The sequence below is a fragment of the Sphingomonas sp. IBVSS2 genome, assembly GCF_002127225.1.
Lineage (GTDB): Bacteria > Pseudomonadota > Alphaproteobacteria > Sphingomonadales > Sphingomonadaceae > Sphingomonas.
The window spans coordinates 151,011-177,038 of sequence record NZ_NFUR01000005.1 but is presented as its reverse complement, the minus strand read 5'-3'; the positions used below and the strand labels follow the sequence as shown (position 1 = coordinate 177,038).

Genomic DNA, 26,028 nt, shown 5'->3' with positions numbered 1-26,028 from the left:
CCGAACCATTCCGGCAAAGGGGACGCATCCATGCGCAAGGCGCTCATCCTCCCGCTCGCGGCCGTCGCGCTGCTCGGGCTTTCGGCCTGCGGCAACAAGGCGAAGAACGAAGCGGCCGAGGCCAATGAAGCGGTCACGGGCGACAGCAACACGATGGGCGAGGCGGTGAGCGACGTGAACGCCGCCGAGAATGCGGCGTTCGGCGCCGCCGAGAGCAATTATGACCAGGCCGTGCCGGTCGGCAATACGGCCGGCGAGGGCTCGGGCGACGAGATCACCGACTGATCCATGCAGCTCGCCCCTCTCCTCCTCTTGCTCGCCCTCGCCGCCTGCGGCCACAGCGGATCCGATGACGCGCAGGGCGGCCTGAGCGCCGGCGAGTCCCGCCAGCTCGATGCGGCGGCGGCCGCGATCGACGTGAATGCGAGCCAATCGAACGGAGCAGCGGAATGATCCGGCGGGAACTGGGCACGAGCGGCATCGAGACGCCGGCGCTGATCCTGGGCGGCAACGTCTTCGGCTGGACCGCCGACAAGGCGACAAGCTTCGCCGTGCTCGATCGCTTCGCCGAAGCCGGCGGTACGCTGATCGACACCGCCGATGTCTATTCGGCCTGGGTCCCCGGGCATCGCGGCGGCGAATCCGAGGCGATCATCGGCGAATGGCTCCGCACCTCGGGCAAGCATGGCAAGGTGAAGGTCGCGACCAAGGTCGGCATGCTTGACGGCGAAGGCGGTTCGAAGCTGGCGCCCGCGCGCATCGCCGCCGCCTGCGACGCGTCGCTCAAGCGCCTCGGCGTCGAGACGATCGACCTGTATTTCGCGCATCAGGACGATGACGCCGTGCCGCAGGAAGACGTGCTCGCTGCCTTTGACCGGCTGATCCGGGCCGGCAAGGTCCGGGCGATCGGCGCGTCCAACTTCCACGCCGCCCGCCTCAAATCCGCGCTCGACATCGCCGTGCGCGACGGCCTGCCGCACTATCGGGCGCTGCAGAACGAGTACAACCTGGTCAGCCGCCACAAGTTCGAAGGCGAACTGCAGGATCTGTGCGTCGAATATAATATCGGCTGCGTGCCCTATTACGGGCTCGCCTCGGGCTATCTCACCGGCAAGTATCGCTCCGAAGCGGATCTCGGGAAGAGCGTGCGCGGCGGGCGGATGACGGCGTTCATGCAGGGCAAGGGCCCCGCCGTCCTGGCCGCGATGGACGAGATCGCGGCGGAGACCGGCGCCACGCTCGCCCGGATCGCCCTGGCCTGGGTCGCGGCGCAACCGGGGGTGACGGCGCCCATCGCCAGCGCGACTTCGCTCGCCCAGGTCGAGGAGCTGGCGGGGAGCTGGGACGTGGCGCTCAGCCGCGCGCAGCTCGACCGGCTGACGGCGGCGGGAGCCTAGTCAGCCGGAGGCGCCGGCCAGCCCGGCGATCCAGCGGGCATCTTCCGAGGCCAGGCGGTTGCCGATGCCGCATAGGATAAGGGTATTGCGCGCCACCGGCCCGCAGGGCGCGAAGCCGAAGGCGCGGGCGGCGTCCTCGGGCGCGATGGTGAAGCCCCGCCCCGCGCGCGCGCTGATCAGCGCCTCCTCCAGCTCGTTGCAGTGATCGCGGACCGCCAGGCCGGGGGGCTGCGCCGCCAGCACCTGGTCGAACCAGTGCCCGAACACATATTCATATTCGTCATAGGCGATGCACGGCGCCCGGGAGAGGCCCTCGCAGGTCGGCGGGCCGTCCGGCGCCCCGACCAGCCAGAGCGTTTCCTCGGCCACCGGGACGCTTTCGATCGGGGCGGCCACCACGCCGCGATAGGTGACCCCCAGGTCGATCACGCCGGCGCCCAGCCAGTCGAGGATCTGATCGTGCGAGCCCGTGCGGAAGACGATGCGGCGCGTCCGCTCGGCGTCGCGAAAGACCCTGGGGGCCAGGCGATAGCGGCCGAAGCCGGTGACGCAGCCGATGCGCAGCGGCACGGCCGCCGGAGCCTCGCTGCGGACCTGCTCGGCGGCATGCGCGACCTCGGCGAGCGCCCGGTCGATCGCTTCGTACAGGGCCCGCCCCTCGGGGGTGAGGCGCAGCCGGCGACCGACGCGTTCGGCGAGCGGCACGCCCGCGTCCCGCTCGAAGCGCCGGAAATCGGCATGGATCGACGGCGGCGACCTGCCCTCGCTCCGCGCCGCCGCGTTGATCCCGCCCGCGCGGGCGACGGCATGAAAGGCAGCGGCACGGCGCAGGTCGATCTTCATTCCGCTTTCCCGAATGATCATATCCTAACTTACGAATATCGGAACAATCGAAGAATCGCTACACCAGCGGGCAAAGGAGAGTGCGCGATGTTGACGATGATTGCGGCGTTCGCGGCCATGCCGGCACCGGGCTTCGCGACGCCGGATGCCGCGGTCGCAGCCTATGGCGCCGCGGTCGCGGCGAACGACCCGGCGCAGCTGGCGGCCGCGTTCCAGCCGAGCGCGATCATGTATTGCACCGACGGCGCGGCGATCCGCGCGACCAGCCAGGGGGAATGGAAGCAGCGCATGCGCACCGCCGGGGCACCCGCCGGCCCGATCTCCACCAGGATCGCCTGGATCGACAGCGGCGCCACCACGTCGGTGGCGCGCACGATCTCGGTGCGTGGCGACAGGGAATATGTCGACTATCTCCTGCTTGCCCGGCTTGCGGAGGGCTGGCGCATCGTCGGCAAGGTCTGCGAGGCGGGCGCCCGCCCGGACAAGGCCGGCGATGCGGGCGTGCGACAGGTCGTCGACACCAAGCTCGCCGCGGATCGCGCCTGGGACGACAAGCGCCTCGCGGAGAGCATCGACGCCAGGGCATTGGTGATGACGGTCGACGGCGGCGAATTCGTCGCGGCGACGCTTGGGGAATGGCAGGCGCGCTACGTCGCCCGAAGAGCCGCCTCCGCCGGCAGCCCCGCCACGCCGACATCGATGGTCGTCGATGCACGCGGCGGCATCGGCACGGCGCGATGGTCGTTCCGCGGCACCGACGGCAGCGAATGGACCGATCGCGCGCTGATGATCCGGACGCCGCGGGGCTGGCGCATGGCCGCGCTGGCCTTTGCCAGGGAAGCGCCGGGCGCGAACTAGCGGGCCCTATTCCCCGAACCCATATTCCCAGCGATAGGGCACGCCGGTCTCGCCCAGCGCGGCGCGGACCAGCTTCGGAAACGCCTTCTCGATCCGCACGTCGTTGCCCAGGATCAGCACGCAACGCCGGCCGCGCTCGAGGCAGACCATCGTGTTGGCGGTCACGTCGTTATGGCCGCCCTTGAACCAGCCCGGCCCCTGCGGCCCGGTGAAGGCGACCACACCCAGCGCCGCCTTCGCATCGGTCCCCTCGCCCGGCCCGGCCGGGTTGTTCAGGGTCGGGAACTGCGTCCTGCTGGCAATCGCCTGGGTGCCCCGCGCATATGCCACCCGCCACCGCTTCGGCAGGCCATGGCCGCGCACCATCGCCGCCGTCATCTCGGCGAGGTCGTGGATCGTCGTGTCCATCGATCCGGCCGCGCGCACCCGGCTGCGGTCGTCATGCGGCTCGGGCTTGCCCTGCGCGTCCCAGCCATCCGCCAGATTGGTCCCGAAGCCGTCCTGCCAGATCAGGCTCGTCCGCGTCATGCCGAGCGGCCGGAAGAAACGGCGCTGCAGCTCCGCCTCCACGCTCAGCCCAAGCCCCTTCTCGATACCGAATTGGAGCAGCGAGATGCCCTCGCCCGAATAGCCGTAATTGCTGCCCGGATCGAAGTGGAAGCGCAGCTTCCCGTCCGGCTCGAGGAACGCGAAATTGGCGAAGCCGGTCGCGTGGTTGAGCGCGTGGCGCGGCGTCACCCGCCGCCAGCGTTCATCGCCGGCCAGATCGCCCCAGCGCCCATAGGCATCCAGATTGCCATAGTCGGGCAGCGGCTTGGGCAGCATCGCCGCGATCGGCGCATCGAGGTCGAGCCTCCCCTCCGCCGCGAGTTCGGTCACCAGATAGCCGAACACCGCCTTGGTCAGCGACGCACCGTACATTATGGTGTCGGCGGTCAGCGGGTCGCCCTTCGCGTTGCGGGCGCCATAGGCCCGCACCAGGACCACCTTGCCGTCCGCGATCTGCGCGATCGCCACCCCCTTGGCGCCGGTCTCGGCCATCGCCGCGCGAACCGCCGGCTCCAGATCCGCCGGCGGCGCATCCGCCGCCCCCGGTGCCGCGCCACCGAGCGCCAGCAGGCCGGCCAGCCCATATCGTACCGCACGACGCATCCCGCTTCCTCCCTGTTCCACGCCGGCATCCTGCACGATCGTTGCCGATCGGCAACACAAACCGAGCTTCGCGGATCGTCACTGAAACGTCGCACAGTCGTAACGGTACCGACGCGAACCCTGCCTAGCGGCTCCCATGGGAGCGGCCCTCCGGTCGCTGGGATGGGAATGATCATGACCGATTTTTCGCGCCGGCTGCGCCACGGCCACGCCTACGCATTTCTGATGGCCTCGGCCGCCCTTGTCGCACTCGCGCCGGCCGCGCATGCACAGGACAGCGCCACCGCCGTCGTCGACGCCAATGACGGCGATGGCGGCGACGAGATCGTCGTCATCGGCAGCGGCCAGACCCGCTCGGTCTCGACCCTGGTGCCGCAGAATCTCGACCTGCTGCCGCCCGGCACCAGCGTGCAGAAGGCGCTGAACTTCCTGCCGGGCGTGATGGCGCAGTCGATCGACGCGCTGGGCGTCAACGAACAGTCGCTGTCGCTCCAGGTCCGCGGCTTCAACACCACTCATCTCGGCTACACGCTGGACGGCATGCCGCTCGGCGACGGCGCCTACAACAACTATAACGGCCTCACGATCAGCCGCGCGCTGATCTCGGAGAATCTCGGCCGGGCCGACCTCGCGACGGGCATCGCCGGCCTCGCCATTCCCTCGACCAGCAACCTGGGCGGCGCGCTCACCTATGTCAGCCGCGATCCGAGCAAGGACGCAGCGCTGGCGGTCAGCCAGACCGTGGGCAGCGAGAACAGCGTGCGCACCTTCGTGCGGCTCGACACCGGCGAGCATGGCGGCTTCTCCGCCTATGTCTCCGGCCAATATGTCGAGCAGGACCTGTTCGTGAACCAGCCGGCCTACAACAAGTCCACCGGCAAGCAGCTCAACGCCAAGCTGCAATACCGGGCCGACGGCATCCGGATCACTGCCTTTGCCGACGTCTCGCGCACCAACCAGGCCGACGACGCCTATCTGTCGAAGGACATGCTGAACCGCCTCGGCTGGGACTGGGGCGGCTATGCGCCGAACTGGCAGGCCTATGTCGGCGTCGCCGCCTGCACGGTGACCACCACGCCGTACAAGTGCGCCGCGGCCCCGGCGCCGCAGAAGAATGCCGACGTCACCTTCACCAACGGCCAGATCCTGCGCAACGACAATCTCTTCTACCTGGCCGGCGACTTCGAGCTGGCCAAGAACCTGAGCGTCCACACCCAGGTCTATCATCACAACGACAAGGGCGCCGGCAACAACTTCATCACCGGCCTGTCCAACCAGGGCACCACGACCACCGCGGACGACGTGCCGGTCCAGATCCGCGACACGCGCTACACGATCGACCGCACCGGCGTGCTGGCGAGCGTCAACTGGAAGGTCGCCTTCAACGAGTTCCAGGCCGGCCTGTGGGTGGAGGACAACACCAGCAGCGCCGCGCGCTACATCTGGACCAACGTCACCGGCCCGTTCAGCCTGGCCCAGTATCTGGTCGGCCAGCCCAACACCTCGCAATGGGTGCAGGAGACGCACTGGAAGACGCACCAGTTCTACGTGCAGGACACGGTGCGCCTGTTCGACGACGCGCTGAGCATCGATTTCGGCTTCAAGAGCACCTATTCCAAGTCGGACGCCCGGGCGATCCGCGGCATCGCCGTCGCGGCGCCGCCCGCCTCCAGCCAGTTCGCCAGCGGCACGCTGGTGGCCAAGGACAATTTCCTGCCGGAAGTCGGCGTGCACTGGCAGGTCGCGCCCGGCCACGAGCTGTTCGCCAGCTATGCCGAGAACATGGCCATGTTCCAGGGCGGCTTCAAGCTCGGGCCCCAGTCGGTCTCGCAGGCCGTGTGGGACGCGCAGGGCAAGTATCTGAAGCCCGAGACGTCGAAGAGCGTCGAGGGCGGCTACCGCTATGTCAGCGGCCCGCTGCAGGTCGCGCTGAGCGGCTATTACGTCAAGTTCGACAACCGCCTGCTCCAGTACAACCCGTGCCCGACCAACCAGCAGCAGAACCCGGGCTGCGGCAACAGCTTCCACAATGCCGGCAGCGTCACCAGCAAGGGTGCCGAGCTCGGCGTGCTATGGAAGCCGACGCCGTGGCTGAGCTGGTACAATTCGGCCTCGTTCAACAAGTCGACCTATGACGAGAATCTCAACTGGTGCACCACCACCTGCGTGGTCAAGCTCACCGCCGGCAAGCAGCAGGTCGATACGCCGAAGACGATGCTCGCCAGCGTGCTGACCGTGAAACAGGGCGGCCTCTCGGCCTCGCTGCAGGGCAAATATACCGGCCGCCGCTACTATACCTACACCAACGACCAGAGCTTCGGCGGCTACACCACCTTCGATCTGGGCGTCAGCTACGACTATGGCTCCTTCGCCTATGTGAAGGACCTCAAGCTGTCTCTGAACGTGACCAACCTGACCAACAAGCGCTACGCGTCGAACTTCGACAGCAGCGTCTTCGCGCCGGACGATGCGGCGGGCACCGTGCTGGTGTTCCACTCCTCGGCCCCGCGCCAGGCGTTCGTCACGCTCAGCGCCGGCTTCTGAGCCGGCGCGCGCCGCAGGAAGAAAGGCCGGGGTTCGCGCGCGCCCCGGCCTTTCTTCCTCGCTCCCCCATCATCCCCGCGAAGGCGGGGACGACGGGAATTGGGCTCGTCTCTGGCCCGAGCCTAAAGGATCGCCTTTTCCGCCGGCTCCTGCCACCAGGCATTGTGCAGCCCGTCGGCATAGTTGACCGGCGCCGCCTCCAGCTCCTCGAGCGGCACGTCGTCGAGGCAGAGCACCTGCACCGAGACAAAGGCCCCGCCGATCTCCTCGACATAGCCGGAGCCGAACGGCGCGATGCCGCAGGTCTTGCAGAAGCGATGGTGCCCGCTCTTGGTGCCGAACTGATATTCGCCCAGCGCTTCCTCGCCCGAGAGCAGGCGGAACTGGTCGGGCTTGAGCAGCGCGCCCCAGTTGCGGCGCTTGCGGCAATAGGTGCAGTTGCACTTGCCCGTGCCCGCCGCGAGATCGATGTCGGCCTCGAACGTCACCGCGCCGCAGTGGCAGCTGCCATGATAGGTCTTCGTCGTCATTTCCTGGCTCCCGTTTGAACTCACGGGGCTCGACCTACTGCCATGCTGCTGCCAGCATGGTGTCAGCAGCATGGCAGTAGGCATGGCAGTACCGGCCCAGGGAAAACAAAATGCGCAAGGCAGATCGCCTCTTCCAGATCGTCCAGATCCTCCGGCGCACCCCGCGCCCGGTTACCGCCGACGCGATCGCGGCCGAGCTCGAGACGTCCAAGCGCTCGGTCTATCGCGACATTGCGGCGCTGATCGGCCAGCGCGTGCCGATCCGCGGCGAGGCGGGCGTCGGTTATGTGCTCGAAAGCGGGTTCGACCTGCCGCCGCTGATGCTCACCACCGACGAGATCGATGCCGTCGCGCTCGGCGCCACCTGGGTCGCGGGCCATGCCGACGAGGGCCTGGCCCGCGCCGCCGAGGATCTGCTCGCCAAGATCGCCGCGGTCCTGCCCGAGGAGATGCGTCCGTTCCTGGGCAACCCCGCCGCGCGCGCCGTTCCCGCCTGGAACCGGCCCCGGGACGGCATCGACGTCCCCCAGCTGCGCAGTTGGATCCGCGCCGGCCGCAAACTTCACCTCGACTATGCCGACGAGCAGGGCCGTGCCACCCGGCGCACGGTCTGGCCGCTGATGATCGGCTATAACGACGCGACTCGCGTCCTCGTCGCCTGGTGCGAGCTGCGCGCCGGCTTTCGCACCTTCCGCCTCGATCGCATCGTCGGCGCGGAATTCCTCGACGCCGCGATCCCCGGCAGCCCGTCGCAACTCCGCGCCCGCTGGCTCAAGGAGGTCCGGGAACACGGCTGAGGCTTGCACCTGACACCAAATTGTAACAAACGCGGCACCCGCCATCCCGGCGCTCCGGAGTCCGCGCCATCCGCCAGATCGCCGCCCTGCCCTATCGCACCGAAGGCAATGCCGTCGATGCGCCGGTGCGCGTGCTGCTGGTCACGTCGCGCGAGAGCGGACGCTGGGTGATCCCCAAGGGCAACCCCGAAGCCGGCATGCCCGCCCACACCGCCGCGGCGATCGAGGCGGAAGAGGAAGCCGGCGTGCGCGGCCCCGTCTGCCCGCTGCCGCTGGGCTCCTATCGCTACCGCAAGAAGCGCGGCAACGGCGCCTCGCTGATGATCGACGTCGACGTCTTCCCCCTGTCGGTCAGCCAGGAGCTGGTCGCCTGGAAGGAACAGGGCCAGCGCGAACGCCGCTGGTTCAGCCTCGCCGAAGCCGCGGCCGCCGTCGACGAGCCCGATCTCAGCGATCTCATCCGGTCGTTCGGCCCGGCCGAGTTCAGGGCGGCGGCGCAGCGCAACGGCCTGCTCACCGCCGTCGCCCGCAAATCGAAAGTGCATCACATGTTCGCCTGGTTCCAGCGCCTGCTCCCCAAGACGGGCAATTTCTTCGAGATGTTCGAGCAGCACGCGCTCACCATCGTCGCCGGTGCGGACGCGCTCGCCCGGCTGCTCGCGGACGGCAACCGCGATCACATCCGCGAAGTGATCGAGCGCGAGCATGATGCCGACGAGATCATCCGCGAGATGCTGCGCACGGTGCGCGAGACGTTCCTCACCCCCTTCGACCGCGGCGCGATCACGTCGCTGATCGGCGCGATGGACGATGCGATCGACGAGATGCAGGCCGCCGTCCAGGCGATCGACCTCTACGAAGTCACCAGCTTCGACCAGGAGATGAAGGATATGGCGGCGATCATCGTCGATGCGGCCCGCCTCACCATGGAAGCGATGCCGCTGCTGCGCGACGTCGGCCGCAACGGCCCGCGCCTGCACGAGCTGACCGAGCGGCTGGTGCGCATGGAAAGCCATGCCGACGAGATCCACGCCGCCGGCCTCAAGCGCGCCTTCAAGGAGCTCGGCCCCGGCGACCCGCTGGGCTTCGCCGTCCATCGCGAGCTGTTCAAGCATCTCGAGCGAATCGTCGACGCGTTCGAGGATGTCGCGAACGAGATCGACGGCATCGTGATCGACCATTCCTGACGCCGCCCGATGTACGAGCTTGCCTTTCCCCTGCTGGTCGGCCTGATCCTCGTCGCGCTGGCGTTCGATTTCCTGAACGGCCTGCACGACGCGGCGAACTCGATCGCCACCGTCGTCGCCACCCGGCTGCTGAAGCCGGTCCATGCCGTGGCCTTTGCGGCGGCGTTCAACTTCGCGGCCTATTTCCTGACGATCGCCTTCCCCAGCCTGCACAAGGTGGCGGACACGATCGGCCAGGGGCTGATCGACAAGAACCTGATCACGCCCGCCGTGGTGTTCGGCGCGCTGATCGGGGCGATGTTCTGGAACGTGGTAACCTGGCTCAAGGGCATTCCCTCCTCGTCCAGCCATGCGCTGGTCGGCGGGATGATCGGCTCGGGCGTGGCGCATGCCGGGCTCACCGGCGTGAAATGGACCGGCCTCAACAAGACGCTGATCGCCATCGTCCTCTCGCCGACGATCGGCATGATCCTGGCCATGCTGGTGATGCTGGTCACTTCCTGGATGTTCATGCGCGCCAGCTCGCGCACCGCCGAGCGCAGCTTCCGCATGCTGCACCTCGTCTCGTCGGGCGCCTATTCGCTCAGCCACGGCCTCAACGATGCGCAGAAGACGATGGGGATCATCACCGTGCTCCTCTATTCGACCGGCTATCTGCACGGGAAGTTCGAGGTGCCGCACTGGGTGGCGATCGCCTGCTACATCGCGATCGCGCTCGGCACGCTCAGCGGCGGCTGGAAGATCATCGAGACGATGGGCTCGCGCATCACCAAGCTCTCGCAGCACCAGGGGTTCAGTGCCTCGCTGGCGGGCTCGATCGTGCTGTTCACGGCCTCGGCGCTCGGCATCCCGGTCTCGACCACCCACACGATCACCGGCGCGGTGATCGGCGCGGGCACGGCGCGCCGCGCCTCGGCGGTCCGCTGGGGCGTCGCCGGCAACGTCATCGCCGCCTGGGTGATCACCATCCCCGCCTCCGCGGCGGTGGGCGCGCTGTTCTACCTGCTGACGACATTGTTCTGAGGCGGGAGCAGAGAAAGAGAGAGTTCAGCGAGCATATTCCTAGCCCATTACTGGCTAGCGCCTCGGTTATGACGCTCGGCTTTTTTCTGCTTTTTGGCTGCAGCCTGAAAATCCAACGAGACCTTCCTCAACGCCGCATCTTCATTCAACGAATATGAAGGCGAATAGCACTCTCGGGGCTTCATCGCTGCGAGCTGGTTCTCGATGCGCCGCCACCACATCAACAGATGGGCCGCTTGCATAGCCAATGCTGCATTGGCCCAGCCCGAAGGGAGGTGAATCACCCGGACTCCAGTTTTCTGGATGGCGAGAACCTGGGGCGGCTCCTTGATAAAATCGGTATCCGCGGTCAGGATGGCTTCACCACCATCTTGGACAAATGCCGTTATCCAGTGAACATCGCTGGATCCCCGCTGTCCCGAACCAACCACAGAACTCAGTTCAAATCCGTCTGACAGAGCGATGTCGTTTATCGCCCGAATTATCGCTTGCGCGACATGCTCGTCAGCTCGAATTTTCAAGACGCGGTCTTGATCTCGTAATCCACGGCAGATCGAACAGCATCTTCCGTGATCTCAAATGCGTTTGCCACTCTAGCTACGTTTCCGCGTTCCGCTCGCCACATCCGATAGACTGCTGATGTTGGAATTCCTTCATCCGCAAGAGCGGGCTTGCCAAATGCAATAGCGGGGTTGAGCCAAACGTTCGGAAACTCGTCGGGAAGCGGCGCCCAACGAAGCGCCAAGTCAGATGCCGGATCAAACTCAACACCTTTGGCTATCGTAGCTTCGATAACATCCCACATCTCATGCTGGCCGGAAGCCATATCCCAGGTGACGCGATCTTTTTCCTGTTCGGCGATTTGCGCAAACACTTTCCGGCGATCCGTAAGATATTTGGCCTTCGATAGCGCAAACGGATGGCCCGTCGACCAATCGGCGCGCGCTTTGATTGCCGCTTTTCGGAGCGTCTGCATCGAAACACCTTGACGGCGAAAGGCTTCAATGAAGCGCATCTCCATCAAGTCCAAAAAACTAATAGTCCGAGAATCCTTGAAATCCCGATCTACAATAGGCCCACTGTCGCTATTCGGCCAGCCATTAAGCCAACCTCTAAGCTTAGCACTACTTGTGACACCAAGAAGGCGCGCAGCATCGCCCGGGCTATAAAACCCAGCAAGCAACGGATCCGGTTCTATCCGTATATGCTCCACACAATTTCCCTTCGTCCGTATAAGAATCTAACAAGCTCACGATGCCGTCAAGCCGGTCGCTTTCCAGCCAATCCCACCACAACCTAGTCCCCCACGAACCCGAACGGCGTGACGCCGCTCTCGCGCTCATTGGCCAGTGCGGCGCGCCCGGCCGGCGGGGCGGAGCGCTGCGCGCAGTCCGGCCGGGTGCAGGCGCGGCAGCCCAGCCCCACCGGCACCGCTTCGCCCGCAAGGTCGACGCCGCGCGCCGCCGACAGCGCCCGCGCCTCGGCCGCGGCAAGCCCTATCCCCAGGGCGAATCGCGCCCGCGCGCCCTGCGCGCCCTGCGGCGTCCGCGCCCGCGACAGCGTGAACCAGCGTCCGCCATCCTCGGTCTCGATCAGCTGGCCCAGCGTCTCGTCGGCCCGGCCAAAGGCTTCGGTCAGGTTCCATAACGGGCACAGCCCCGGCCCCTCGACCAGCGGCGCCCCGCTCGCCCCCGCGAAGCGCTTCGAGACCTGCCCCGCCCGGTCCACCCGCATCAGGAAGAAGGCGAGCCCCCGCGCGCCCACGCGCTGCAACGTAGTCAGCCGGTGCGCCACCTGCTCGAAGCTCGCGCCAAAGCGCCGCCGGAGCACGTCCAGGTCATAGCCGGTCTGTTCGCAGGCCCGCAGGAACCGGCCATAGGGCATCATCACCGCCGCCGCGAAATAGCCGACCAGGTGGCGCTGATAGAGCCGCTCGCCGATGCGATCGAGCCCGGCGCCGCGCACCAGCGCATCGATCTCGCCGCGCGCCTCCTGCGACAACCGCTCGGCCAGCGCGAAAGTGCGGCCCGGCATGTCGAGCAGTTCGGAAAGCTGCACCTGGCGCGCATGCAGGTCGAGCCGCTTGAGCAGCCCCGGCATCACGTCCGCCGGCAGGATGCGGACCGACAGCTGATGCTTCACCCGCAACCGCTCGGCCATCGCGCCATAGGGATCGCCCGCCGCCTGGCGCAGTTCGTCGGCCAGCGCTTCGGCCGCGGCATCGAGATCGGCGAAATGGCCGCGCCAGCGCTCGATCTCGCGGCGCACCTGCCGCCCCGGGTCGCCCGCGCCCTGGTCCGGCGCCGCACCGGCCCCGATCCGATCATAGGCCCGCGCGAACGCCTCGGCCCCGCCCGGCGCGCCGGCCAGCCATTCCTCCATCTGCTGCCGGTCGATCTCGAGATCGGCGAACAGCGGATCGGCGAGCCGCCGCCGCAGCGCCTCCATCCCGCCGCCGGGCTCGGCCGCGGCAAGCTTGCGGGGATCGAAGTCGTACACTTCGGACAGCCGCAGCATCAGCATGGCCGAGACCGGCCGCTGGTTGCGCTCGACCAGATTGAGATAGCTCGCCGACACCCCCAGCGCCTCGGCCATCGCCGCCTGGGTCAGCAGCAGCTGGCGGCGGAGGCGCCGCACGGCATGTCCCGCGAAGAGCTTCTGTTCGGCCATCTGCCCACTCCATCCTCAAAACTCCCCTCCCTGTAAGGGAGGGATCGGGGGGTGGGTGGAGTGCTCGCGATACGGAACCGGCCAACCCTCGGCCAAAATATCGCCCGGCAACAACCCACCCCTAGCCCCTCCCTTCCAGGGAGGGGAAAGCGTTATGCATTGTAAATAATTTACAGATTTTCAGACCAAAGAAAAGCCATCGCGACACCGCGACCCTCACAGGCACATGAGCCCTCTGACAAGGACAGGGAGAAATATCCATACAGGCCTGGCAACCTAGTCAAGGAACACACAATGCCGACGCGCTTCGAAGACCTGATCCCCGCCCCCACCGGCCGGTTCGACGGCATCGTGCGCCCCTATTCGCCCGAGGATGTCGAGCGACTGCGCGGCTCGCTCGCGGTCGAGCACACGCTCGCCCGTCGCGGCGCGCTCAAGCTGTGGGAGCTGCTGCAGACCGAGGATTACATCAACGCCCTCGGCGCGCTCTCGGGCAACCAGGCGATGCAGATGGTCCGCGCCGGGCTGAAGGCGATCTATCTGTCGGGCTGGCAGGTCGCGGCGGACGCCAACACCGCCGGCCAGATGTATCCCGATCAGTCGCTCTATCCCGCCAATGCGGGACCCGAGCTCGCGCGCCGGATCAACGCCACGCTCCAGCGCGCCGACCAGATCGAGCATATGGAGGGCGGCGCCCAGCGCGACTGGTTCGCACCGATCATCGCCGACGCCGAGGCCGGCTTCGGCGGTCCGCTCAACTGCTTCGAGATCATGAAGGCCTATATCGCCGCAGGCGCCGCCGGGGTGCACTATGAAGACCAGCTCGCCTCGGAAAAGAAGTGCGGGCACCTCGGCGGCAAGGTGCTGATCCCCACCCAGGCGCATATCCGCAACCTCGACGCGGCGCGCCTGGCGGCGGACGTGGCCGGCGTGCCCACGGTGATCTGCGCCCGCACCGATGCCGAGAGCGCCCGCCTGATCACGTCGGACGTCGATGAGCGCGACCGCGAGTTCCTCACCGGCGAGCGGACCCCGGAAGGCTTTTTCCGCCTGAAGGACGGCACCGGCGTCGATCACTGCATCAAGCGCGGCCTGGCCTTTGCCGAGCATGCCGACCTGCTGTGGTGGGAAACCTCGAAGCCGAACATGGACGATGCCCGCCGCTTCGCCGAGGCGATCAAGAAGGAATTCCCGAACAAGATGCTGGCGTACAACTGCTCGCCCAGCTTCAACTGGGAGAAGAACCTCGACAAGGACGACATCGCCCGCTTCCAGCGCGAGATCGGCGCGATGGGCTACAAGTTCCAGTTCGTCACGCTCGCCGGCTTCCACCAGCTGAACTACGGCATGTTCGAGCTGGCCCGGGGCTACAGGGATCGCGGCATGGCGGCCTATTCGGAGCTGCAGCAGGCCGAGTTCGCGGCGGAGGCCAATGGCTATACCGCGACCCGCCACCAGCGCGAAGTCGGCACGGGCTATTTCGATGCGATCGCGACCACGCTGGCGGGCGGCAACAGCAGCACCACCGCCCTCGCCGAGAGCACCGAAGCCGCCCAGTTCGTCACCACCGAAGCCGCCTGAACCAAGAGAAAGGAGTGATTGCCATGACCGAACCCCAGCGCAGCCGCGCCGTCTTCTCGACCGAGGATTTCCGCCTCATCCGCGAGGCGGTGGCCACCCATCTCGAGAAGGTGAAGGACGCACCCGAGTCCACGAAATACGCCAATCTCTATCATCGCCTGGGCCGCGTGGCCTGATGGCATCAAACTAGGGGCCCGGCCCGCGCCGGGGTCCCCGGCTCCTCCGGAGCCGCCGACTTTCCTGGGGAGGAAAGGATGTCCGTCGGAAGGTCAGCTTCCGGCGGACATTTCCGCATTGCGGCCGGCGAGCGCCGCGATCCGCGCCTCATGCTCCGCCTTGCCGAAGGGGAAGAAGCGGTAAAGAATCGCCGCCGCAATCGCGAGCACGCCGTAGAGGACGAAGAAGAGGATCGTCAGCCTGTCCACCGTCGCCGCCGGCACCTGGCCCGGCCGGGCCGCCGCGGGAAAGCGCACCAGGTCGAGCAGCAGGCCCGTCGCCCAGATGCCCAGTCCGCTGCAGCATTTCTGGATGAAGAAGGATCCGGCGAAGAACACCCCTTCGTTGCGCCGGCCGGTCTCGATCTCCGAATGCTCGACGACATCGGCCATCATCGAGGCGCCGAGGATCGTCGCCGAAATGCTGCAGGTGACGTTGAGCGCATAGATGGCGAACAGCGACGGGAGCAGCCAGGGCGTGCCGGGCGCCGGGAACAGGCCGAGCAGGCGCAGAACATAGGGCAAGGCGACCCAGAAGGCCGCCGCCGCCATCAGCCACATCGCCGCCCGGGGCTTGCCCAGCCGCCGCGAGGCCCGCGGCGCGACGAAGAAGGCGAAGAAGGCGCCGACCAGCAGCGAGAAGGCGATGATCGTGAAGTCCTGGTTCTGGAAGCGCCAGACATGGGCATAGAGGTAGCTCGACAGCGCGAAGCTCACGCCCTGCGCGGAATAATAGCAGAGCCCCGCCGCCATCAGGATCAGGAAGGCCCGATTCCGCACCGTCTCGCCCAGTTCGGCGAAATGGGCGCCGAGCGACTGGCGCGTGCGCTCCTCCGGCTGGGGCAGCCGCTCGATCTCGCCATGCGTGCCCAGCGCCGAGACGAGGATCGCGAACGCCATCAGCAGCGCGCTGACCAGCGCGAAGCCTGGATAATTCTCCCGCACCAGCTGGCCATTGGGATGGCCCGGCGAGGGCCCGAGCAGCCAGGCATAGGCGAGGATCATCATGGCCAGCCCGCCGGCCCAGCCGAACAGGAAGCGATACGCCATGATCCGCGTCCGCTCCTCGTAGTCGGCGGAGAGCTCCGGGGTCAGCGCCTGGCTCGGCACTTCATAGGCACTCACCGCGGTGCGGACGAGCACCGACATGGCAAAGACCCAGGCGAGCATGCCGGCATGCGAGAGCGCCGGCGGATTCCACAGCAGCAGCCAGCCGATCGCGATCGGAATCGCCGAAGCGTACATCCAGGGATGGCGCCGCCCCCAGCGGCTCCGCGTCCGGTCCGAGAGAAAGCCGATCGCCGGATCGGCCACCGCATCGAGCAGCAGCGCGCACATGATCGCGAAGCCCACCTCGGCGGCGGGCAGCCCCAGGACCTGGTTGAAGAAGAACAGCAGGAAGGTCGAGAAGCAGAAGTCCTTCACGCCATATGCGACGGTGCCGAAGCCATAGGCGAGCATGATCGGGGTGCGGATTCGCCGCACCGGGGGCATTGTCGCCTGATTGCCGTCCATGCCCCTGTGCTCCCTCCCGACCCATTTTGCCGCGCACCATATGTGCCGCAACCATGGGGTCAACCGCAAGTGATTGGAATATCGGGTATGGCTTGCCCCAGGTCATATGGTCGGTATAGCCTTTGGCTTCGAACCTGAGGAACGCGTGGCCATGGCGCTCGACCCCGAGATTTTCGAAACGCTGATCGATACGGTCCGCCGGTTCGTCCACGATCGCCTGCGCCCGCTCGAAGCCGATGTGGAGGCTGCCGACGCCATCCCCGCCGAAGTGATCGGCGAGATGAAGGCGCTCGGCCTGTTCGGCCTGTCGATCGCCGAGGACTATGGCGGGCTCGGCCTGACGATGCTCGAGGAATGCAAGGTCGCCATCGAGCTGGGCCGCACCACTCCGGCCTTCCGTTCCAGCTTCGGCACCAATGTCGGCATCGGCTCGCAAGGTCTCGTCATGGCCGGCACGCCCGAGCAAAAGGCCGAATGGCTGCCGCGCATCGCCAGCGGCGAGATCGTCACCAGCTTCGCCCTGACCGAGCCCGATGTGGGATCCGACAGCGGCGCGGTGAAGACCCGGGCGGTCCGGGACGGCGAGGTCTATCGCCTCACCGGCACCAAGCGCTTCATCACCAATGCCGACAAGGCCGAGCTGTTCACCGTGATGGCCCGCACCGGCGACGCGCCCGGCGGCCGCGGCGTCTCCGCCTTCCTGGTGCCGCGCGACCTGCCGGGCGTCAGCATCGGGGAGCCCGAGAAGAAGATGGGCCAGAAGGGTGCCCGAGTGGCGGACGTGGTGTTCGACGACACGCCCGTGCCTGTCGCCAACCGGCTCGGCGCCGAGGGCGAGGGCTTCCGCATCGCGATGCAGGTGCTCGATCGCGGCCGGCTGCACATTTCGGCGGTCTGCGTCGGCGTGGCGGAGCGACTGATCGCCGACTGCGTCGCCTATGCGAGCGAGCGCAGACAGTTCGGCAAGCCGATCGCCGAGCACCAGCTGATCCAGGCCATGCTGGCCGATTCCAAGACCGAGGCGCTGGCGGCAAGGGCGCTGGTGCTGGAGACCGCCGCCGCCAAGGATCGCGGCGCGAACACCACGATGGAAGCCGCGGCCGCGAAATATTTCGCCAGCGAGATGGTCGGCCGGGTGGCGGATCGCGCCGTGCAGATATTCGGCGGGGCCGGGTATATCGCGGATTATGGCATCGAGCGGCTCTACCGCGACGTCCGGCTGTTCCGCATCTACGAAGGCACCAGCCAGATCCAGCAACTGATCATCGCCCGCGAGACGCTGAAACGGGGTGGGTGACGCCTTCTTTCTCCCCTCCCGCAAGCGGGAGGGGAGCTAATTCTGGAGAGGATAGAATGGACACCAGCACGCTCTTCCGCCTCGACGGCCGCATTGCCCTCGTCACCGGCGGCTCCCGCGGCATCGGGCGGATGATCGCCGAGGGCTATGTCGCCCAGGGTGCCAGGGTCTATGTCTCCTCCCGCAAGGCCGAGGCCTGCGAGGAGACCGCCGCCGCGCTCGGCCCCAACTGCATCGCCCTGCCGATGGACGTCTCGACCGTCGCCGGCTGCAAGGCGCTCGCCGCCGCGCTGGCGGAGCGGGAGGAGCGGCTCGACATCCTGGTCAACAATGCCGGCGCAGCCTGGGGCGAACCGTTCGAGGGCTTTCCGGAAAAGGGCTGGGACAAGGTGATGGACCTGAACGTGAAGTCGCCCTTCTTCCTGACCCAGGCGCTCTTCGATCTGCTCAAGGCGGGCGGATCGGCCGAACGCCCGGCCAAGGTCATCAACATCACTTCGATCGACGGCCAGCGGCTGAACCCGTGGGAGACGTACAGCTATCACGCGTCCAAATCGGCGCTGATCTACCTGACCAAGCGCATGGCCGCCCGGCTGGTCCGCGACCATGTCAACGTCACCTCGATCGCCCCCGGCGCCTTCGCCAGCGACATGAACAAGGCGGCGCGCGACCATGGCGGCGACGTCGCCCGGGCGATCCCGGCCCGGCGCATCGGCGTGGACGAGGACATGGCGGGCGCCGCCATCTATCTCGCCAGCCGCGCCGGCGACTATGTCGTGGGCGACACGATCACCGTCGATGGCGGGCTGGTCAACGCGTCGCTGGGCGTGAGCATCGACGGCTAGCGCCGATAATATCCGCGCCGCACCTTGTCGGGCATCTCGGCGACCAGCGAGAGCCGCACCATGTCGAAACAATATCCCGCCTTGTTGCGGATCAGCTGGGGCGCCGTGTCCCGGTCGTTCGTCCGGCAATAGGTGCGGGCCGCGCCGTCCACGCGCTCCCGCAGGGCGGCGCGCCCAGCCCCGGTGTCCAGGCGCAGGTCGCCATAGGTGACCCGCAGCGCCGGCTCGCCCGCCGGCAGGGGCGGATGCGAGGCGCAGGCGCCGACAAGGGCAACGGACAGGAACAGGATCGAACGCATCGTCATTCTCCCTTCAAGTCGCCGGGCAAGCCGGCCCCGTGGCGCGAAAGCCGCGCTTCGGTTCGGTGGTGCCGGATTGGGGGGCTAGTAGACGCCCGCCATCTGCTGGGCCTGTTTCTCCAGCCGGTCGGCTTCGTCCGCCAGCGATGCCGCGACGTTGCGATAGCCCTGGCGGATATCGAGCGGCAGGGCCCGGTTGTGGGCACGGTCGCGATATTCCAGCGCGGCCTTGCGCAGGCGCTGCACGGCGGCCAGCCGCTGCTCCGTCGGCGGCGCGACTCTGCGCGGGGCGCCCATGCCGGGGGGTGAAATTGTCGCGCCCCTGGTCGGCATCGGCGTACGGGCCTTGATCCGGGCCTCCGCCTCCCCGGCGCGCGACGCATCCCGGGTCGCGACGGGCGTCGACGCGACCCGGGCCCTGGCCTTGGCCATGACGCGGGCCGCCTCCTCACGCTGAGATGGGGATGCCGATGGCGCCAGCACCACCCCCGTCCGCACCGGCTCTTCCCGCACCTGGGGAGGCGACAGGGCGGGCACCGCCCGCACCGTCGCGGCCTGGGGCCGCTCGACGACCTGCATCGCGGCAAGCGGCGCGATCCCCAGCGGAATGCCGCCGATCAGCATTGCGCATGCAAGCCCGCTCGCCGGCTTGCGCGGCGCCGCATCGAGCACGCGCCGAATCCGCCGCGCCATCGCGCCGTGCGTCACCGCCATGCCGCACGCCGCATGCGCCCCGCACCCGCCGGCAACCGCGAGCAGCGTCTGCGCATAATCGGCCCGCCCGACATGCTGTAGCGCGTCCTCGTCGGCGGCCAGCTCGGTCTGGCGGGCCAGCTCGGCGACGAGCAGCCAGGCGAGCGGGTTGCACCAGGACAGGGCCAGCGCCAGCCGGGCGGCGAGCATCGCCAGCCAGTCGAACCGGCGAACATGCGCGATCTCGTGCGCGATCACCGCGGCGGCGCGATCGGGGCGCCGCTCGATATCCGGGCCGATCAATATCGTCGCCGGCGCGACCCCCAGGCTCAGCGGCGAGGCGATGCGGGGCGAAACCAATAGCCGCACGGGCCGCCTCAAGGGTTCGGCGGCCCGTGCGAACACCTCCATCCACACGGGATGGGAGGCCGGCACCGCATGGCGGGTCCAGCGGTGCAACAGGAAGAGCCCGATGGCGAGGCGGAGCAGCACGAACGCGGCGCCTCCCAGATAGGTCAGGGCGATCCAGTCGATCCCGGGCGCGGCCGGCGCCGTCACGGCCACGGGCAGCGCGGCAGCTTCGGCCATGGCAGGCAGGGCGGGCAGCGGCGCGGCCGCCGGCAGCACCGCTATCTCGAACGCGGGCATCGCCAGGAGGAGCGGCGGCAGCAGCAGCAGCGCAGCCACGCCGGCGCGCAGCACCGCCACGCGCTGCGAAGCGGGCCGGCCACGCAATGCCTGGCTGGCGAGCAGCGCGGCGCTACAGGCGAGCGCCGATTTCCAGCCGAGCTCGATCAGCAGGTCCACGATCATTTCGCTCCTCCCCGCGCTTCGTCGATGGCGCGCTGGAGTTCGTCGACCTCCGCACGGGTGAGCGCCTTCTCCATGCCGAGCAACGCCGTCGCGGCGCGCGCCGCCGATCCCTGGAAAAAGGTGTGCACCAGGCGCTGGAGCGCGGTCTCGGCGACCGAGTCGGCCTGCTCTACCGGCCGATAGACATAGGCCTGGTTGCGCGTGCTGTGGCCGATCAGCCCCTTGGCTTCGAGCCGGCCGAGCAGCGTGCGCACCGCCGAATCGCTCGGCGGGTCGGCCAGCGCGCCGCGCACGGCGATGGCCGTTCCCTCACCCAGGCTGCACAGCGCCTCGAAAACCTCACGCTCGCGGCGCGGCAACGATTCGATCACGACTCGACCTCCTCTGACCCGTTACATTTGTAGCATGCTACAAATGTAACAGGCAAGAGGCGTCGTGCAGGCCTAGATCAGCGCGCGATCCCGCCGGCCGCGAGCACCGCCAGCGTCACCAGTTCGCTGGCCGTCGCCGTCATCGGGGCGATCTGCACCGGCTTCTCCATGCCGATCAGCATCGGGCCGATGGTGGAATCGCCGCCCAGCTCGCGCAGCAGCTTGGCCGAGATATTGGCCGATTGCAGGCCCGGCATGATCAGCACATTGGCCGGGCCGGAAAGGCGCGCGAAGGGATAGTTCGCCAGCTGGCGCTTGTTGAGCGCCACGTCGGGCGACATCTCGCCCTCATATTCGAACTCCACGCCGCGCCCGTCGAGCACCTTGATGCCGCCACGGACATTGTCGAGCCACTGGCCCTCGGGATTGCCGAAGTTCGAATAGCTGAGGAAGGCGACGCGCGGCTCATGGCCCATGCGGCGCGCGACGGCGGCCGCGCCCTCGGCGATGTCCGCCAGTTCCTCGGCATTCGGCCGCTCGTTCACGGTGGTGTCGGCGATGAACACCGTGTGCGACTGGCCGACCAGCACGTGCATTCCGAAGGGCGTGCGGCCCGGGGCATGATCGATCACGCGCTTCACCTGGCGCATCGATTCGGCCCAGGTGCGCGTCACGCCGGTGATCATCGCATCGGCATGGCCGAGCTGGAGCAGCAGCGCGCCGAAGATGTTGCGGTCGCGGTTGACCATGCGCTCGGCGTCGCGGCGCAGATAGCCGCGGCGCTGCAGGCGGCAATAGAGGAACTCCACCATCTGCTCGACCAGCGGCGAGTTGACGCTGTTGTGCAGCTCGAACTCGGCCGGATCGGCGCCGAGCGCCTTCAGCCGGTCGTGCACGCTCTCACGGCCCACCAGCACCGGCGTGCCATAGCCGCCATCCTTGAAGGCGATCGCCGCGCGCAGCACGACTTCCTCTTCCGCCTCGGCGAAGATCACGCGCTTCGGATTGGCCCGCGCCCCTTCATAGGCCAGGCTGAGCACCGAAGTGGTCGGGTTCAGGCGCGCGCGCAGCTGCTGGCGATAGGCCGCCATGTCGGTGATCGGCTTGGTCGCCACGCCCGAATCCATCGCCGCCTGGGCGACGGCGGCGGGCACCAGCTCCATCAGCCGCGGATCGAACGGCGCCGGGATGATGTAGTCGGGGCCGAAGCTGTGCTGCACGCCATATGCCGCCGCCACTTCCTCGGGCACCTGCTGGCGGGCCAGTTCGGCGAGCGCGGTCGCCGCGGCGATCTTCATCGCATCGTTGATCGTCGTCGCCCGCACGTCGAGCGCACCGCGGAAGATGAACGGGAAGCCCAGCACGTTGTTGACCTGGTTCGGATAGTCCGAACGTCCCGTCGCGATGATCGCGTCCGGTCGCGCCGCGCGCGCCTCGGGCGGGGTGATCTCCGGATCGGGGTTGGCCATCGCGAAGATGATCGGCTTCAGCGCCATGTGGTTGAGCAGCTCGGCCGGCAGCGCGCCCGCGGCCGAGAGGCCCATGAACACGTCCGCGCCCTCCAGCGCATCGGCCAGCGTGCGGCGATCGGTGGCGACGGCATGGGCCGACTGCCACTGGTTCACGCCCTCGCGGCCCTGATAGATCACGCCGGTCCGGTCGAGCATCAGCAGGTTGCCGTGCGGCAGGCCCATCGCCTTGATCAGCTCGGCGCAGGCAATCGCCGCCGCGCCGGCGCCGTTCATCACGACGCGCGTGTCCTTGATGTCGCGGCCGGTGAGGTGGAGCGCGTTGATCAGGCCAGCGGCGGCGATGATCGCGGTGCCGTGCTGGTCGTCATGGAACACCGGGATGTTCATCCGCTCCCGCAGCGTCTGCTCGATCACGAAGCATTCGGGGGATTTGATGTCTTCCAGGTTGATGCCGCCGAAGCTCGGCTCGAGCAGCTCGACGCAGTTGATGAAGGCGTCGACGTCCTCGGTCTTCACTTCGAGGTCGATCGAATCGACATCGGCGAAGCGCTTGAAGAGGACGGCCTTGCCCTCCATCACCGGCTTGGAAGCCAGCGCGCCGAGATTGCCCAGCCCGAGGATCGCCGTACCGTTCGAGATCACGGCGACCAGGTTGCCCTTGGCGGTATAGTCATAGGCGGCCGCCGGATTCTCGGCGATCGCCAGCACGGGCACCGCCACGCCGGGCGAATAGGCCAGCGCCAGGTCGCGCTGCGTCGCCATCGGCTTGGACGCGATGACTTCGATTTTTCCCGGCCGGCCCTCGGAGTGATAGAGCAGCGCCTCGCGCTCCGAAAACTGGACGTTCGATTCCTCAGACATTCTTCTCTCCAGATTGCCTCCCCTTTAGGGGGGCCGTTCCAACGCCGCAATGTGCCGAATGCGACGGATTCCCATGCATCCGCCACGGATCGGCACGGACCGCCCCGCCCGAATGTGCGGAAATCCGCACATCCGGCCTTTTCCCCAGGAAAATGCCGTGCCGGGGTGTTGATCGCGCACCGGGTTCCGCTAGGCCGCAAGCCATGTCCTCCGCAGCTCCCACCCCTATGATGGCGCAATATCTCGCCTTGAAGGCAGAAGCGGAGGATTGCCTGCTCTTCTACCGGATGGGCGATTTCTTCGAACTGTTCTTCGACGATGCGAAGATCGCCAGCGCGGTGCTCGACATCGCGCTCACCGCGCGCGGCGAGCATGACGGCGAGCGCATCCCGATGTGCGGGGTGCCGGCCCATGCGATGGAGGGCTATCTCGCCCGGCTGATCAAGGCCGGCCACCGCGTCGCCATCGCCAACCAGACCGAGACGCCCGAGGAAGCGCGCAAGCGCATGGGCTCCAAGGCGCTGGTCAACCGCGCGATCATCCGCGTCGTCACCGCCGGCACGCTGACCGAGGAAGCGCTGCTCGACAGCCGCGCCGCCAATTGGTGCGCCGCGATCGGCGAGGCGGGCGGCAGCGTGGCGATCGCCTGTGCCGACATCTCCACCGGCCGTTTCGAGATCATCGAGGCCAGCGCCGATCGCGCCGCCGCCGAGATCGCCCGCCTCTCCCCCGCCGAGACGGTGGTCGGCGACGGCTCCGCCTTCGACGCGCTCGCCACCGTCACCCGCCCGCGCATCGATTTCGACAGCGCCGGCGGGGAAGCGCGGCTGAAGCGGCTGTTCGGCGTGGCGACGCTCGACGGCTTCGGCCAGTTCTCGCGCGCGGCGCTCGCCGCCGCCGGGGGCCTCGCCGCCTATCTGGAGCACACCGCCAAGGGCGCGCTTCCCTTCCTGCGTCCGCCAAGAGTCACGCGCACCGAAGCGGCGATGGCGATCGACGCGGCCACGCGCGAAAGCCTCGAGCTCACGATCAGCTCGGCAGGCACGCGCAGGGGCAGCCTGCTCGACAGCGTCGACCGCACCGTCACCGGCGCCGGCGCCCGCCTGCTCGGCAGCGATATCGCCGCCCCGCTGATGGACCGGCCGAGCGTCGAGGCGCGGCTCGATCTCGTCACCCATTTCCACGACGATGCGGGCCTGCGCGACAGGGTGCGCGGCGCGCTCCGGGCGATGCCCGATATCGGCCGCGCGCTCGGCCGCCTCGCCGCCGGGCGCGGTTCCCCGCGCGACCTGGGCCAGCTGCGGGACGGGCTCGACGGTGCCTGGCGCCTCGCCGAGCGGCTGGAGGCGACGGGCATCCCGCCCCTGCTCGCCGATCTCCTGCCCCAGATGCGCGGGCATGGCGCGCTGATCGACCTGCTCGGCCGCGCGCTCGTCCCCGAACCGCCCGTCGACGCCGCCAATGGGGGCTATATCGCCGAGGGCTATGACGCCGCGCTCGACGACCTGCGCGACGCGGGCGCCGGCGGCCGCCGCGCGATCGCCGCGCTCGAGGCCGAATACCGCACGCGCACCGGGATCGGCTCGCTCAAGATCCGCCACAATGGCGTGCTCGGCTATCATATCGAAGTCCCCGCCAGGAACGCCGACCCGCTGATGGCGCAGGACAGCGGCTTCACCCATCGCCAGACGCTGGCCGGCGTCGTCCGCTTCAACGCGCCCGAGCTGCACGACGTCGCGGTCAAGGTCACCCAGGCCGGCGCCCATGCGCTCGCCGCCGAGGCCGCCCATCTCGAGGACCTCACCACCCGTGCGCTCGACGCACGCGAGGCCATTGCCCGCACCGCCGATGCCCTGGCCCGGATCGACGTGTCGGCCGGCCTTGCCGAGCGCGCCACCGAGGGCGGCTGGGCCCGCCCGCACCTCGTCGAGCATGCCTGTTTCGAGATCGAGGCCGGCCGCCACCCGGTGGTCGAGGAAGCCGTGGCGAAGTCGGGCGGGCGCTTCGTCGCCAATGACTGCAGCCTCTCCGAGTCCAGCCGCCTGTGGCTGGTCACCGGCCCGAACATGGGCGGCAAGTCGACCTTCCTGCGCCAGAACGCGCTGATCGCCGTCCTCGCCCAGGCCGGCAGCTACGTCCCCGCCGCCCGCGCCACTTTGGGGCTGGTCGACCGGCTGTTCAGCCGCGTCGGCGCCTCGGACAATCTCGCGCGCGGCCGCTCGACCTTCATGGTCGAGATGGTCGAGACCGCCGCGATCCTCGCCCAGGCGACGCCGCGCAGCTTCGTCATCCTGGACGAAGTGGGCCGCGGCACCTCGACCTATGACGGCCTCGCCATCGCCTGGGCCGTGGTCGAGGCGATCCATGAGGACAATCGCTGCCGGTGCCTGTTCGCCACGCATTATCACGAGCTGACCCGGCTCGCCGAGCGCTGCGACGCGCTCACGCTCCACCATGTCCGCGCCCGCGAGTGGAAGGGCGACCTCGTCCTGCTCCACGAAGTCGCCGAGGGGCCGGCCGATCGCAGCTACGGCCTTGCCGTCGCGCGGCTCGCCGGCTTGCCGCCGGTGACGATCAAGCGCGCCAAATCCGTGCTCGACAAGCTGGAAGCCGGCCGCGCCGCCACCGGCGGCCTGGCCGCGGGGCTTGACGACCTGCCCCTTTTCGCCGCCGCCGCGATCGAGGAGGAAGAGGCCGTCGATGCGCTCCGCAGCGAGCTGGGCACGCTCGACATCGACAGCCTGAGCCCGCGCGAGGCGCTCGAGATGCTGTACCGGCTCAAGGGCCTGGCGGCGGAAGGCGCATGAACGCCGCCGACCTCACCGACCAGTTCCTCGCCATCCTGCTGCGCGAAGTCGGCGGCACGCGGCGGCGCTGGCGGAACGTGATCGGCCCGGTGAAGCGCTATAGCGCCGCGACGCATCCGCATTGCAACTGGTCGATCACCCCCGGCGGCGAGGCCGAGGAGAATGCCGCGGTCGAGCGCATCGCCGACCGGCTGCGCGACAGGCATCCGATCATCGATTGAGCCCATGTCGCCCGGGGCTTATCCCCCGCCGGCGATA

General features: G+C 68.2%; 25 protein-coding genes. 14 read left to right on the top strand and 11 right to left on the bottom strand.

All coding sequences use genetic code 11. The features are described from left to right. The first annotated feature begins 30 nt into the window (after nt 1-30). From CAP40_RS16355 to CAP40_RS16350, 3 genes are read left to right on the top strand one after another with little or no spacing between them, the layout of a single operon-like run. On the top strand, nt 31-285 hold the full coding sequence (locus tag CAP40_RS16355) for a hypothetical protein (RefSeq protein ID WP_086130617.1): 255 nt from the start codon (nt 31-33) through the stop codon (nt 283-285). A 3-nt stretch (nt 286-288) separates the two neighbouring features. Continuing rightward, the gene (locus CAP40_RS20530) at nt 289-453 is read left to right on the top strand and encodes a hypothetical protein (protein ID WP_179188298.1); all 165 of its coding nucleotides are present in this window, start codon (nt 289-291) and stop codon (nt 451-453) included. Next, nucleotides 450-1,397 carry an aldo/keto reductase gene (locus CAP40_RS16350; protein ID WP_086130616.1) on the top strand — a complete coding sequence of 316 codons (948 nt, stop codon included), beginning with the start codon at nt 450-452 and terminating at the stop codon, nt 1,395-1,397. Before CAP40_RS20530 ends, CAP40_RS16350 begins: the two co-directional genes overlap by 4 nt. On the opposite strand, the gene CAP40_RS16345 is transcribed toward CAP40_RS16350, so the two are convergent. Then, nucleotides 1,398-2,240: a LysR family transcriptional regulator gene (locus CAP40_RS16345; RefSeq protein ID WP_179188296.1), complete on the bottom strand. Its 843-nt coding sequence runs from the start codon at nt 2,238-2,240 to the stop codon at nt 1,398-1,400. Nucleotides 2,241-2,327: 87 nt separating this feature from the next. On the opposite strand from CAP40_RS16345, the gene CAP40_RS16340 reads away from it, so the two are divergent. Further along, entirely contained in the window at nt 2,328-3,098 is a 771-nt protein-coding gene (locus CAP40_RS16340) for a nuclear transport factor 2 family protein (protein WP_179188294.1), read from the top strand. A gap of 6 nt (nt 3,099-3,104) precedes the next feature. On the opposite strand, the gene CAP40_RS16335 is transcribed toward CAP40_RS16340, so the two are convergent. Next, a complete protein-coding gene (locus tag CAP40_RS16335) occupies nt 3,105-4,250 on the bottom strand; it encodes a serine hydrolase (protein WP_086130613.1) in 1,146 nt (381 codons plus the stop codon). Between the two features lie 174 nt (nt 4,251-4,424). Between CAP40_RS16335 and CAP40_RS16330 the strand changes: the two genes are divergently transcribed. Further along, on the top strand, nt 4,425-6,794 hold the full coding sequence (locus CAP40_RS16330) for a TonB-dependent receptor (RefSeq protein WP_256924289.1): 2,370 nt from the start codon (nt 4,425-4,427) through the stop codon (nt 6,792-6,794). 122 nt (nt 6,795-6,916) lie between these two features. Here the strand turns inward: CAP40_RS16330 and CAP40_RS16325 are convergent, their stop codons facing one another. Continuing rightward, nucleotides 6,917-7,324 (bottom strand): GFA family protein, encoded by a 408-nt coding sequence (locus CAP40_RS16325; protein ID WP_086130612.1) that lies wholly within the window; start codon nt 7,322-7,324, stop codon nt 6,917-6,919. 110 nt (nt 7,325-7,434) lie between these two features. On the opposite strand from CAP40_RS16325, the gene CAP40_RS16320 reads away from it, so the two are divergent. The 3 genes from CAP40_RS16320 to CAP40_RS16310 all read left to right on the top strand — a co-directional run bounded on the left by CAP40_RS16320 (nt 7,435) and on the right by CAP40_RS16310 (nt 10,331). Continuing rightward, nucleotides 7,435-8,121 carry a YafY family protein gene (locus CAP40_RS16320; RefSeq protein WP_086130611.1) on the top strand — a complete coding sequence of 229 codons (687 nt, stop codon included), beginning with the start codon at nt 7,435-7,437 and terminating at the stop codon, nt 8,119-8,121. Nucleotides 8,122-8,189: 68 nt separating this feature from the next. After that, nucleotides 8,190-9,308 (top strand): DUF47 family protein, encoded by a 1,119-nt coding sequence (locus CAP40_RS16315; RefSeq protein ID WP_179188327.1) that lies wholly within the window; start codon nt 8,190-8,192, stop codon nt 9,306-9,308. Nucleotides 9,309-9,317: 9 nt separating this feature from the next. Further along, nucleotides 9,318-10,331, top strand: coding sequence for an inorganic phosphate transporter (locus tag CAP40_RS16310; RefSeq protein WP_086130610.1), 1,014 nt, complete (start codon nt 9,318-9,320; stop codon nt 10,329-10,331). 47 nt (nt 10,332-10,378) lie between these two features. Here CAP40_RS16310 and CAP40_RS20225 read toward each other — a convergent pair whose 3' ends face one another. The 3 genes from CAP40_RS20225 to CAP40_RS16305 all read right to left on the bottom strand — a co-directional run bounded on the left by CAP40_RS20225 (nt 10,379) and on the right by CAP40_RS16305 (nt 13,001). Continuing rightward, on the bottom strand, nt 10,379-10,852 hold the full coding sequence (locus CAP40_RS20225; RefSeq protein WP_144034398.1) for a hypothetical protein: 474 nt from the start codon (nt 10,850-10,852) through the stop codon (nt 10,379-10,381). Further along, complete coding sequence (locus tag CAP40_RS20220; RefSeq protein ID WP_179188292.1) at nt 10,849-11,352, bottom strand: hypothetical protein; 504 nt, start codon at nt 11,350-11,352, stop codon at nt 10,849-10,851. Before CAP40_RS20220 ends, CAP40_RS20225 begins: the two co-directional genes overlap by 4 nt. Before the next feature lie 275 nt (nt 11,353-11,627). Beyond that, nucleotides 11,628-13,001, bottom strand: a complete 1,374-nt coding sequence (locus tag CAP40_RS16305; protein WP_086130609.1) for a short-chain fatty acyl-CoA regulator family protein — start codon at nt 12,999-13,001, stop codon at nt 11,628-11,630. 294 nt (nt 13,002-13,295) lie between these two features. Between CAP40_RS16305 and aceA the strand changes: the two genes are divergently transcribed. Further along, nucleotides 13,296-14,582 (top strand): isocitrate lyase, encoded by a 1,287-nt coding sequence (gene aceA, locus CAP40_RS16300; protein ID WP_086130608.1) that lies wholly within the window; start codon nt 13,296-13,298, stop codon nt 14,580-14,582. A gap of 23 nt (nt 14,583-14,605) precedes the next feature. Continuing rightward, nucleotides 14,606-14,758, top strand: coding sequence for a hypothetical protein (locus CAP40_RS20525; protein ID WP_167299535.1), 153 nt, complete (start codon nt 14,606-14,608; stop codon nt 14,756-14,758). 93 nt (nt 14,759-14,851) lie between these two features. Here CAP40_RS20525 and CAP40_RS16295 read toward each other — a convergent pair whose 3' ends face one another. After that, nucleotides 14,852-16,312 (bottom strand): MFS transporter, encoded by a 1,461-nt coding sequence (locus CAP40_RS16295; protein ID WP_256924288.1) that lies wholly within the window; start codon nt 16,310-16,312, stop codon nt 14,852-14,854. Between the two features lie 151 nt (nt 16,313-16,463). Here CAP40_RS16295 and CAP40_RS16290 point away from each other — a divergent pair, with 151 nt between their 5' ends. Together CAP40_RS16290 and CAP40_RS16285 are read left to right on the top strand one after the other, a co-directional pair. After that, nucleotides 16,464-17,609 carry an acyl-CoA dehydrogenase family protein gene (locus CAP40_RS16290; RefSeq protein ID WP_086130607.1) on the top strand — a complete coding sequence of 382 codons (1,146 nt, stop codon included), beginning with the start codon at nt 16,464-16,466 and terminating at the stop codon, nt 17,607-17,609. Nucleotides 17,610-17,665: 56 nt separating this feature from the next. After that, nucleotides 17,666-18,454 carry an SDR family oxidoreductase gene (locus CAP40_RS16285; RefSeq protein ID WP_086130606.1) on the top strand — a complete coding sequence of 263 codons (789 nt, stop codon included), beginning with the start codon at nt 17,666-17,668 and terminating at the stop codon, nt 18,452-18,454. Here CAP40_RS16285 and CAP40_RS16280 read toward each other — a convergent pair. The 4 genes from CAP40_RS16280 to CAP40_RS16265 all read right to left on the bottom strand — a co-directional run bounded on the left by CAP40_RS16280 (nt 18,451) and on the right by CAP40_RS16265 (nt 22,963). Next, the gene (locus tag CAP40_RS16280) at nt 18,451-18,753 is read right to left on the bottom strand and encodes a UrcA family protein (RefSeq protein ID WP_179188290.1); all 303 of its coding nucleotides are present in this window, start codon (nt 18,751-18,753) and stop codon (nt 18,451-18,453) included. The genes CAP40_RS16285 and CAP40_RS16280 overlap by 4 nt on opposite strands. An 84-nt stretch (nt 18,754-18,837) precedes the next feature. Further along, nucleotides 18,838-20,259, bottom strand: a complete 1,422-nt coding sequence (locus CAP40_RS16275) for a M56 family metallopeptidase (RefSeq protein WP_086130604.1) — start codon at nt 20,257-20,259, stop codon at nt 18,838-18,840. Beyond that, complete coding sequence (locus CAP40_RS16270; RefSeq protein ID WP_086130603.1) at nt 20,256-20,630, bottom strand: BlaI/MecI/CopY family transcriptional regulator; 375 nt, start codon at nt 20,628-20,630, stop codon at nt 20,256-20,258. Before CAP40_RS16270 ends, CAP40_RS16275 begins: the two co-directional genes overlap by 4 nt. 77 nt (nt 20,631-20,707) lie before the next feature. Next, entirely contained in the window at nt 20,708-22,963 is a 2,256-nt protein-coding gene (locus CAP40_RS16265) for an NADP-dependent malic enzyme (RefSeq protein ID WP_086130602.1), read from the bottom strand. A 227-nt stretch (nt 22,964-23,190) separates the two neighbouring features. On the opposite strand from CAP40_RS16265, the gene mutS reads away from it, so the two are divergent. Further along, complete coding sequence (gene mutS / locus CAP40_RS16260; protein ID WP_086130601.1) at nt 23,191-25,770, top strand: DNA mismatch repair protein MutS; 2,580 nt, start codon at nt 23,191-23,193, stop codon at nt 25,768-25,770. Further along, the gene (locus tag CAP40_RS16255; protein ID WP_086130600.1) at nt 25,767-25,991 is read left to right on the top strand and encodes a hypothetical protein; all 225 of its coding nucleotides are present in this window, start codon (nt 25,767-25,769) and stop codon (nt 25,989-25,991) included. The genes mutS and CAP40_RS16255 overlap by 4 nt, the downstream gene beginning before the upstream one ends. The last annotated feature ends 37 nt before the right edge of the window (nt 25,992-26,028 follow it).

Bases quoted from the DNA above. Each gene is read 5' to 3' on its own strand.
- CAP40_RS16305 (WP_086130609.1), bottom strand. From the start codon at position 13,001: ATGGCCGAACAGAAGCTCTTCGCGGGACATGCCGTGCGGCGCCTCCGC.
- CAP40_RS16330 (WP_256924289.1), top strand. From the start codon at position 4,425: ATGACCGATTTTTCGCGCCGGCTGCGCCACGGCCACGCCTACGCATTT.
- CAP40_RS16320 (WP_086130611.1), top strand. From the start codon at position 7,435: ATGCGCAAGGCAGATCGCCTCTTCCAGATCGTCCAGATCCTCCGGCGC.
- CAP40_RS16295 (WP_256924288.1), bottom strand. From the start codon at position 16,312: ATGGACGGCAATCAGGCGACAATGCCCCCGGTGCGGCGAATCCGCACC.
- CAP40_RS16265 (WP_086130602.1), bottom strand. From the start codon at position 22,963: ATGTCTGAGGAATCGAACGTCCAGTTTTCGGAGCGCGAGGCGCTGCTC.
- CAP40_RS16335 (WP_086130613.1), bottom strand. From the start codon at position 4,250: ATGCGTCGTGCGGTACGATATGGGCTGGCCGGCCTGCTGGCGCTCGGT.
- aceA (WP_086130608.1), top strand. From the start codon at position 13,296: ATGCCGACGCGCTTCGAAGACCTGATCCCCGCCCCCACCGGCCGGTTC.
- CAP40_RS16285 (WP_086130606.1), top strand. From the start codon at position 17,666: ATGGACACCAGCACGCTCTTCCGCCTCGACGGCCGCATTGCCCTCGTC.
- CAP40_RS16325 (WP_086130612.1), bottom strand. From the start codon at position 7,324: ATGACGACGAAGACCTATCATGGCAGCTGCCACTGCGGCGCGGTGACG.
- CAP40_RS20220 (WP_179188292.1), bottom strand. From the start codon at position 11,352: ATGGAGATGCGCTTCATTGAAGCCTTTCGCCGTCAAGGTGTTTCGATG.
- CAP40_RS16255 (WP_086130600.1), top strand. From the start codon at position 25,767: ATGAACGCCGCCGACCTCACCGACCAGTTCCTCGCCATCCTGCTGCGC.
- CAP40_RS16355 (WP_086130617.1), top strand. From the start codon at position 31: ATGCGCAAGGCGCTCATCCTCCCGCTCGCGGCCGTCGCGCTGCTCGGG.
- mutS (WP_086130601.1), top strand. From the start codon at position 23,191: ATGATGGCGCAATATCTCGCCTTGAAGGCAGAAGCGGAGGATTGCCTG.
- CAP40_RS16280 (WP_179188290.1), bottom strand. From the start codon at position 18,753: ATGCGTTCGATCCTGTTCCTGTCCGTTGCCCTTGTCGGCGCCTGCGCC.
- CAP40_RS16310 (WP_086130610.1), top strand. From the start codon at position 9,318: ATGTACGAGCTTGCCTTTCCCCTGCTGGTCGGCCTGATCCTCGTCGCG.
- CAP40_RS16340 (WP_179188294.1), top strand. From the start codon at position 2,328: ATGTTGACGATGATTGCGGCGTTCGCGGCCATGCCGGCACCGGGCTTC.
- CAP40_RS16275 (WP_086130604.1), bottom strand. From the start codon at position 20,259: ATGATCGTGGACCTGCTGATCGAGCTCGGCTGGAAATCGGCGCTCGCC.
- CAP40_RS16345 (WP_179188296.1), bottom strand. From the start codon at position 2,240: ATGAAGATCGACCTGCGCCGTGCCGCTGCCTTTCATGCCGTCGCCCGC.
- CAP40_RS20525 (WP_167299535.1), top strand. From the start codon at position 14,606: ATGACCGAACCCCAGCGCAGCCGCGCCGTCTTCTCGACCGAGGATTTC.
- CAP40_RS16350 (WP_086130616.1), top strand. From the start codon at position 450: ATGATCCGGCGGGAACTGGGCACGAGCGGCATCGAGACGCCGGCGCTG.
- CAP40_RS16290 (WP_086130607.1), top strand. From the start codon at position 16,464: ATGGCGCTCGACCCCGAGATTTTCGAAACGCTGATCGATACGGTCCGC.
- CAP40_RS20530 (WP_179188298.1), top strand. From the start codon at position 289: ATGCAGCTCGCCCCTCTCCTCCTCTTGCTCGCCCTCGCCGCCTGCGGC.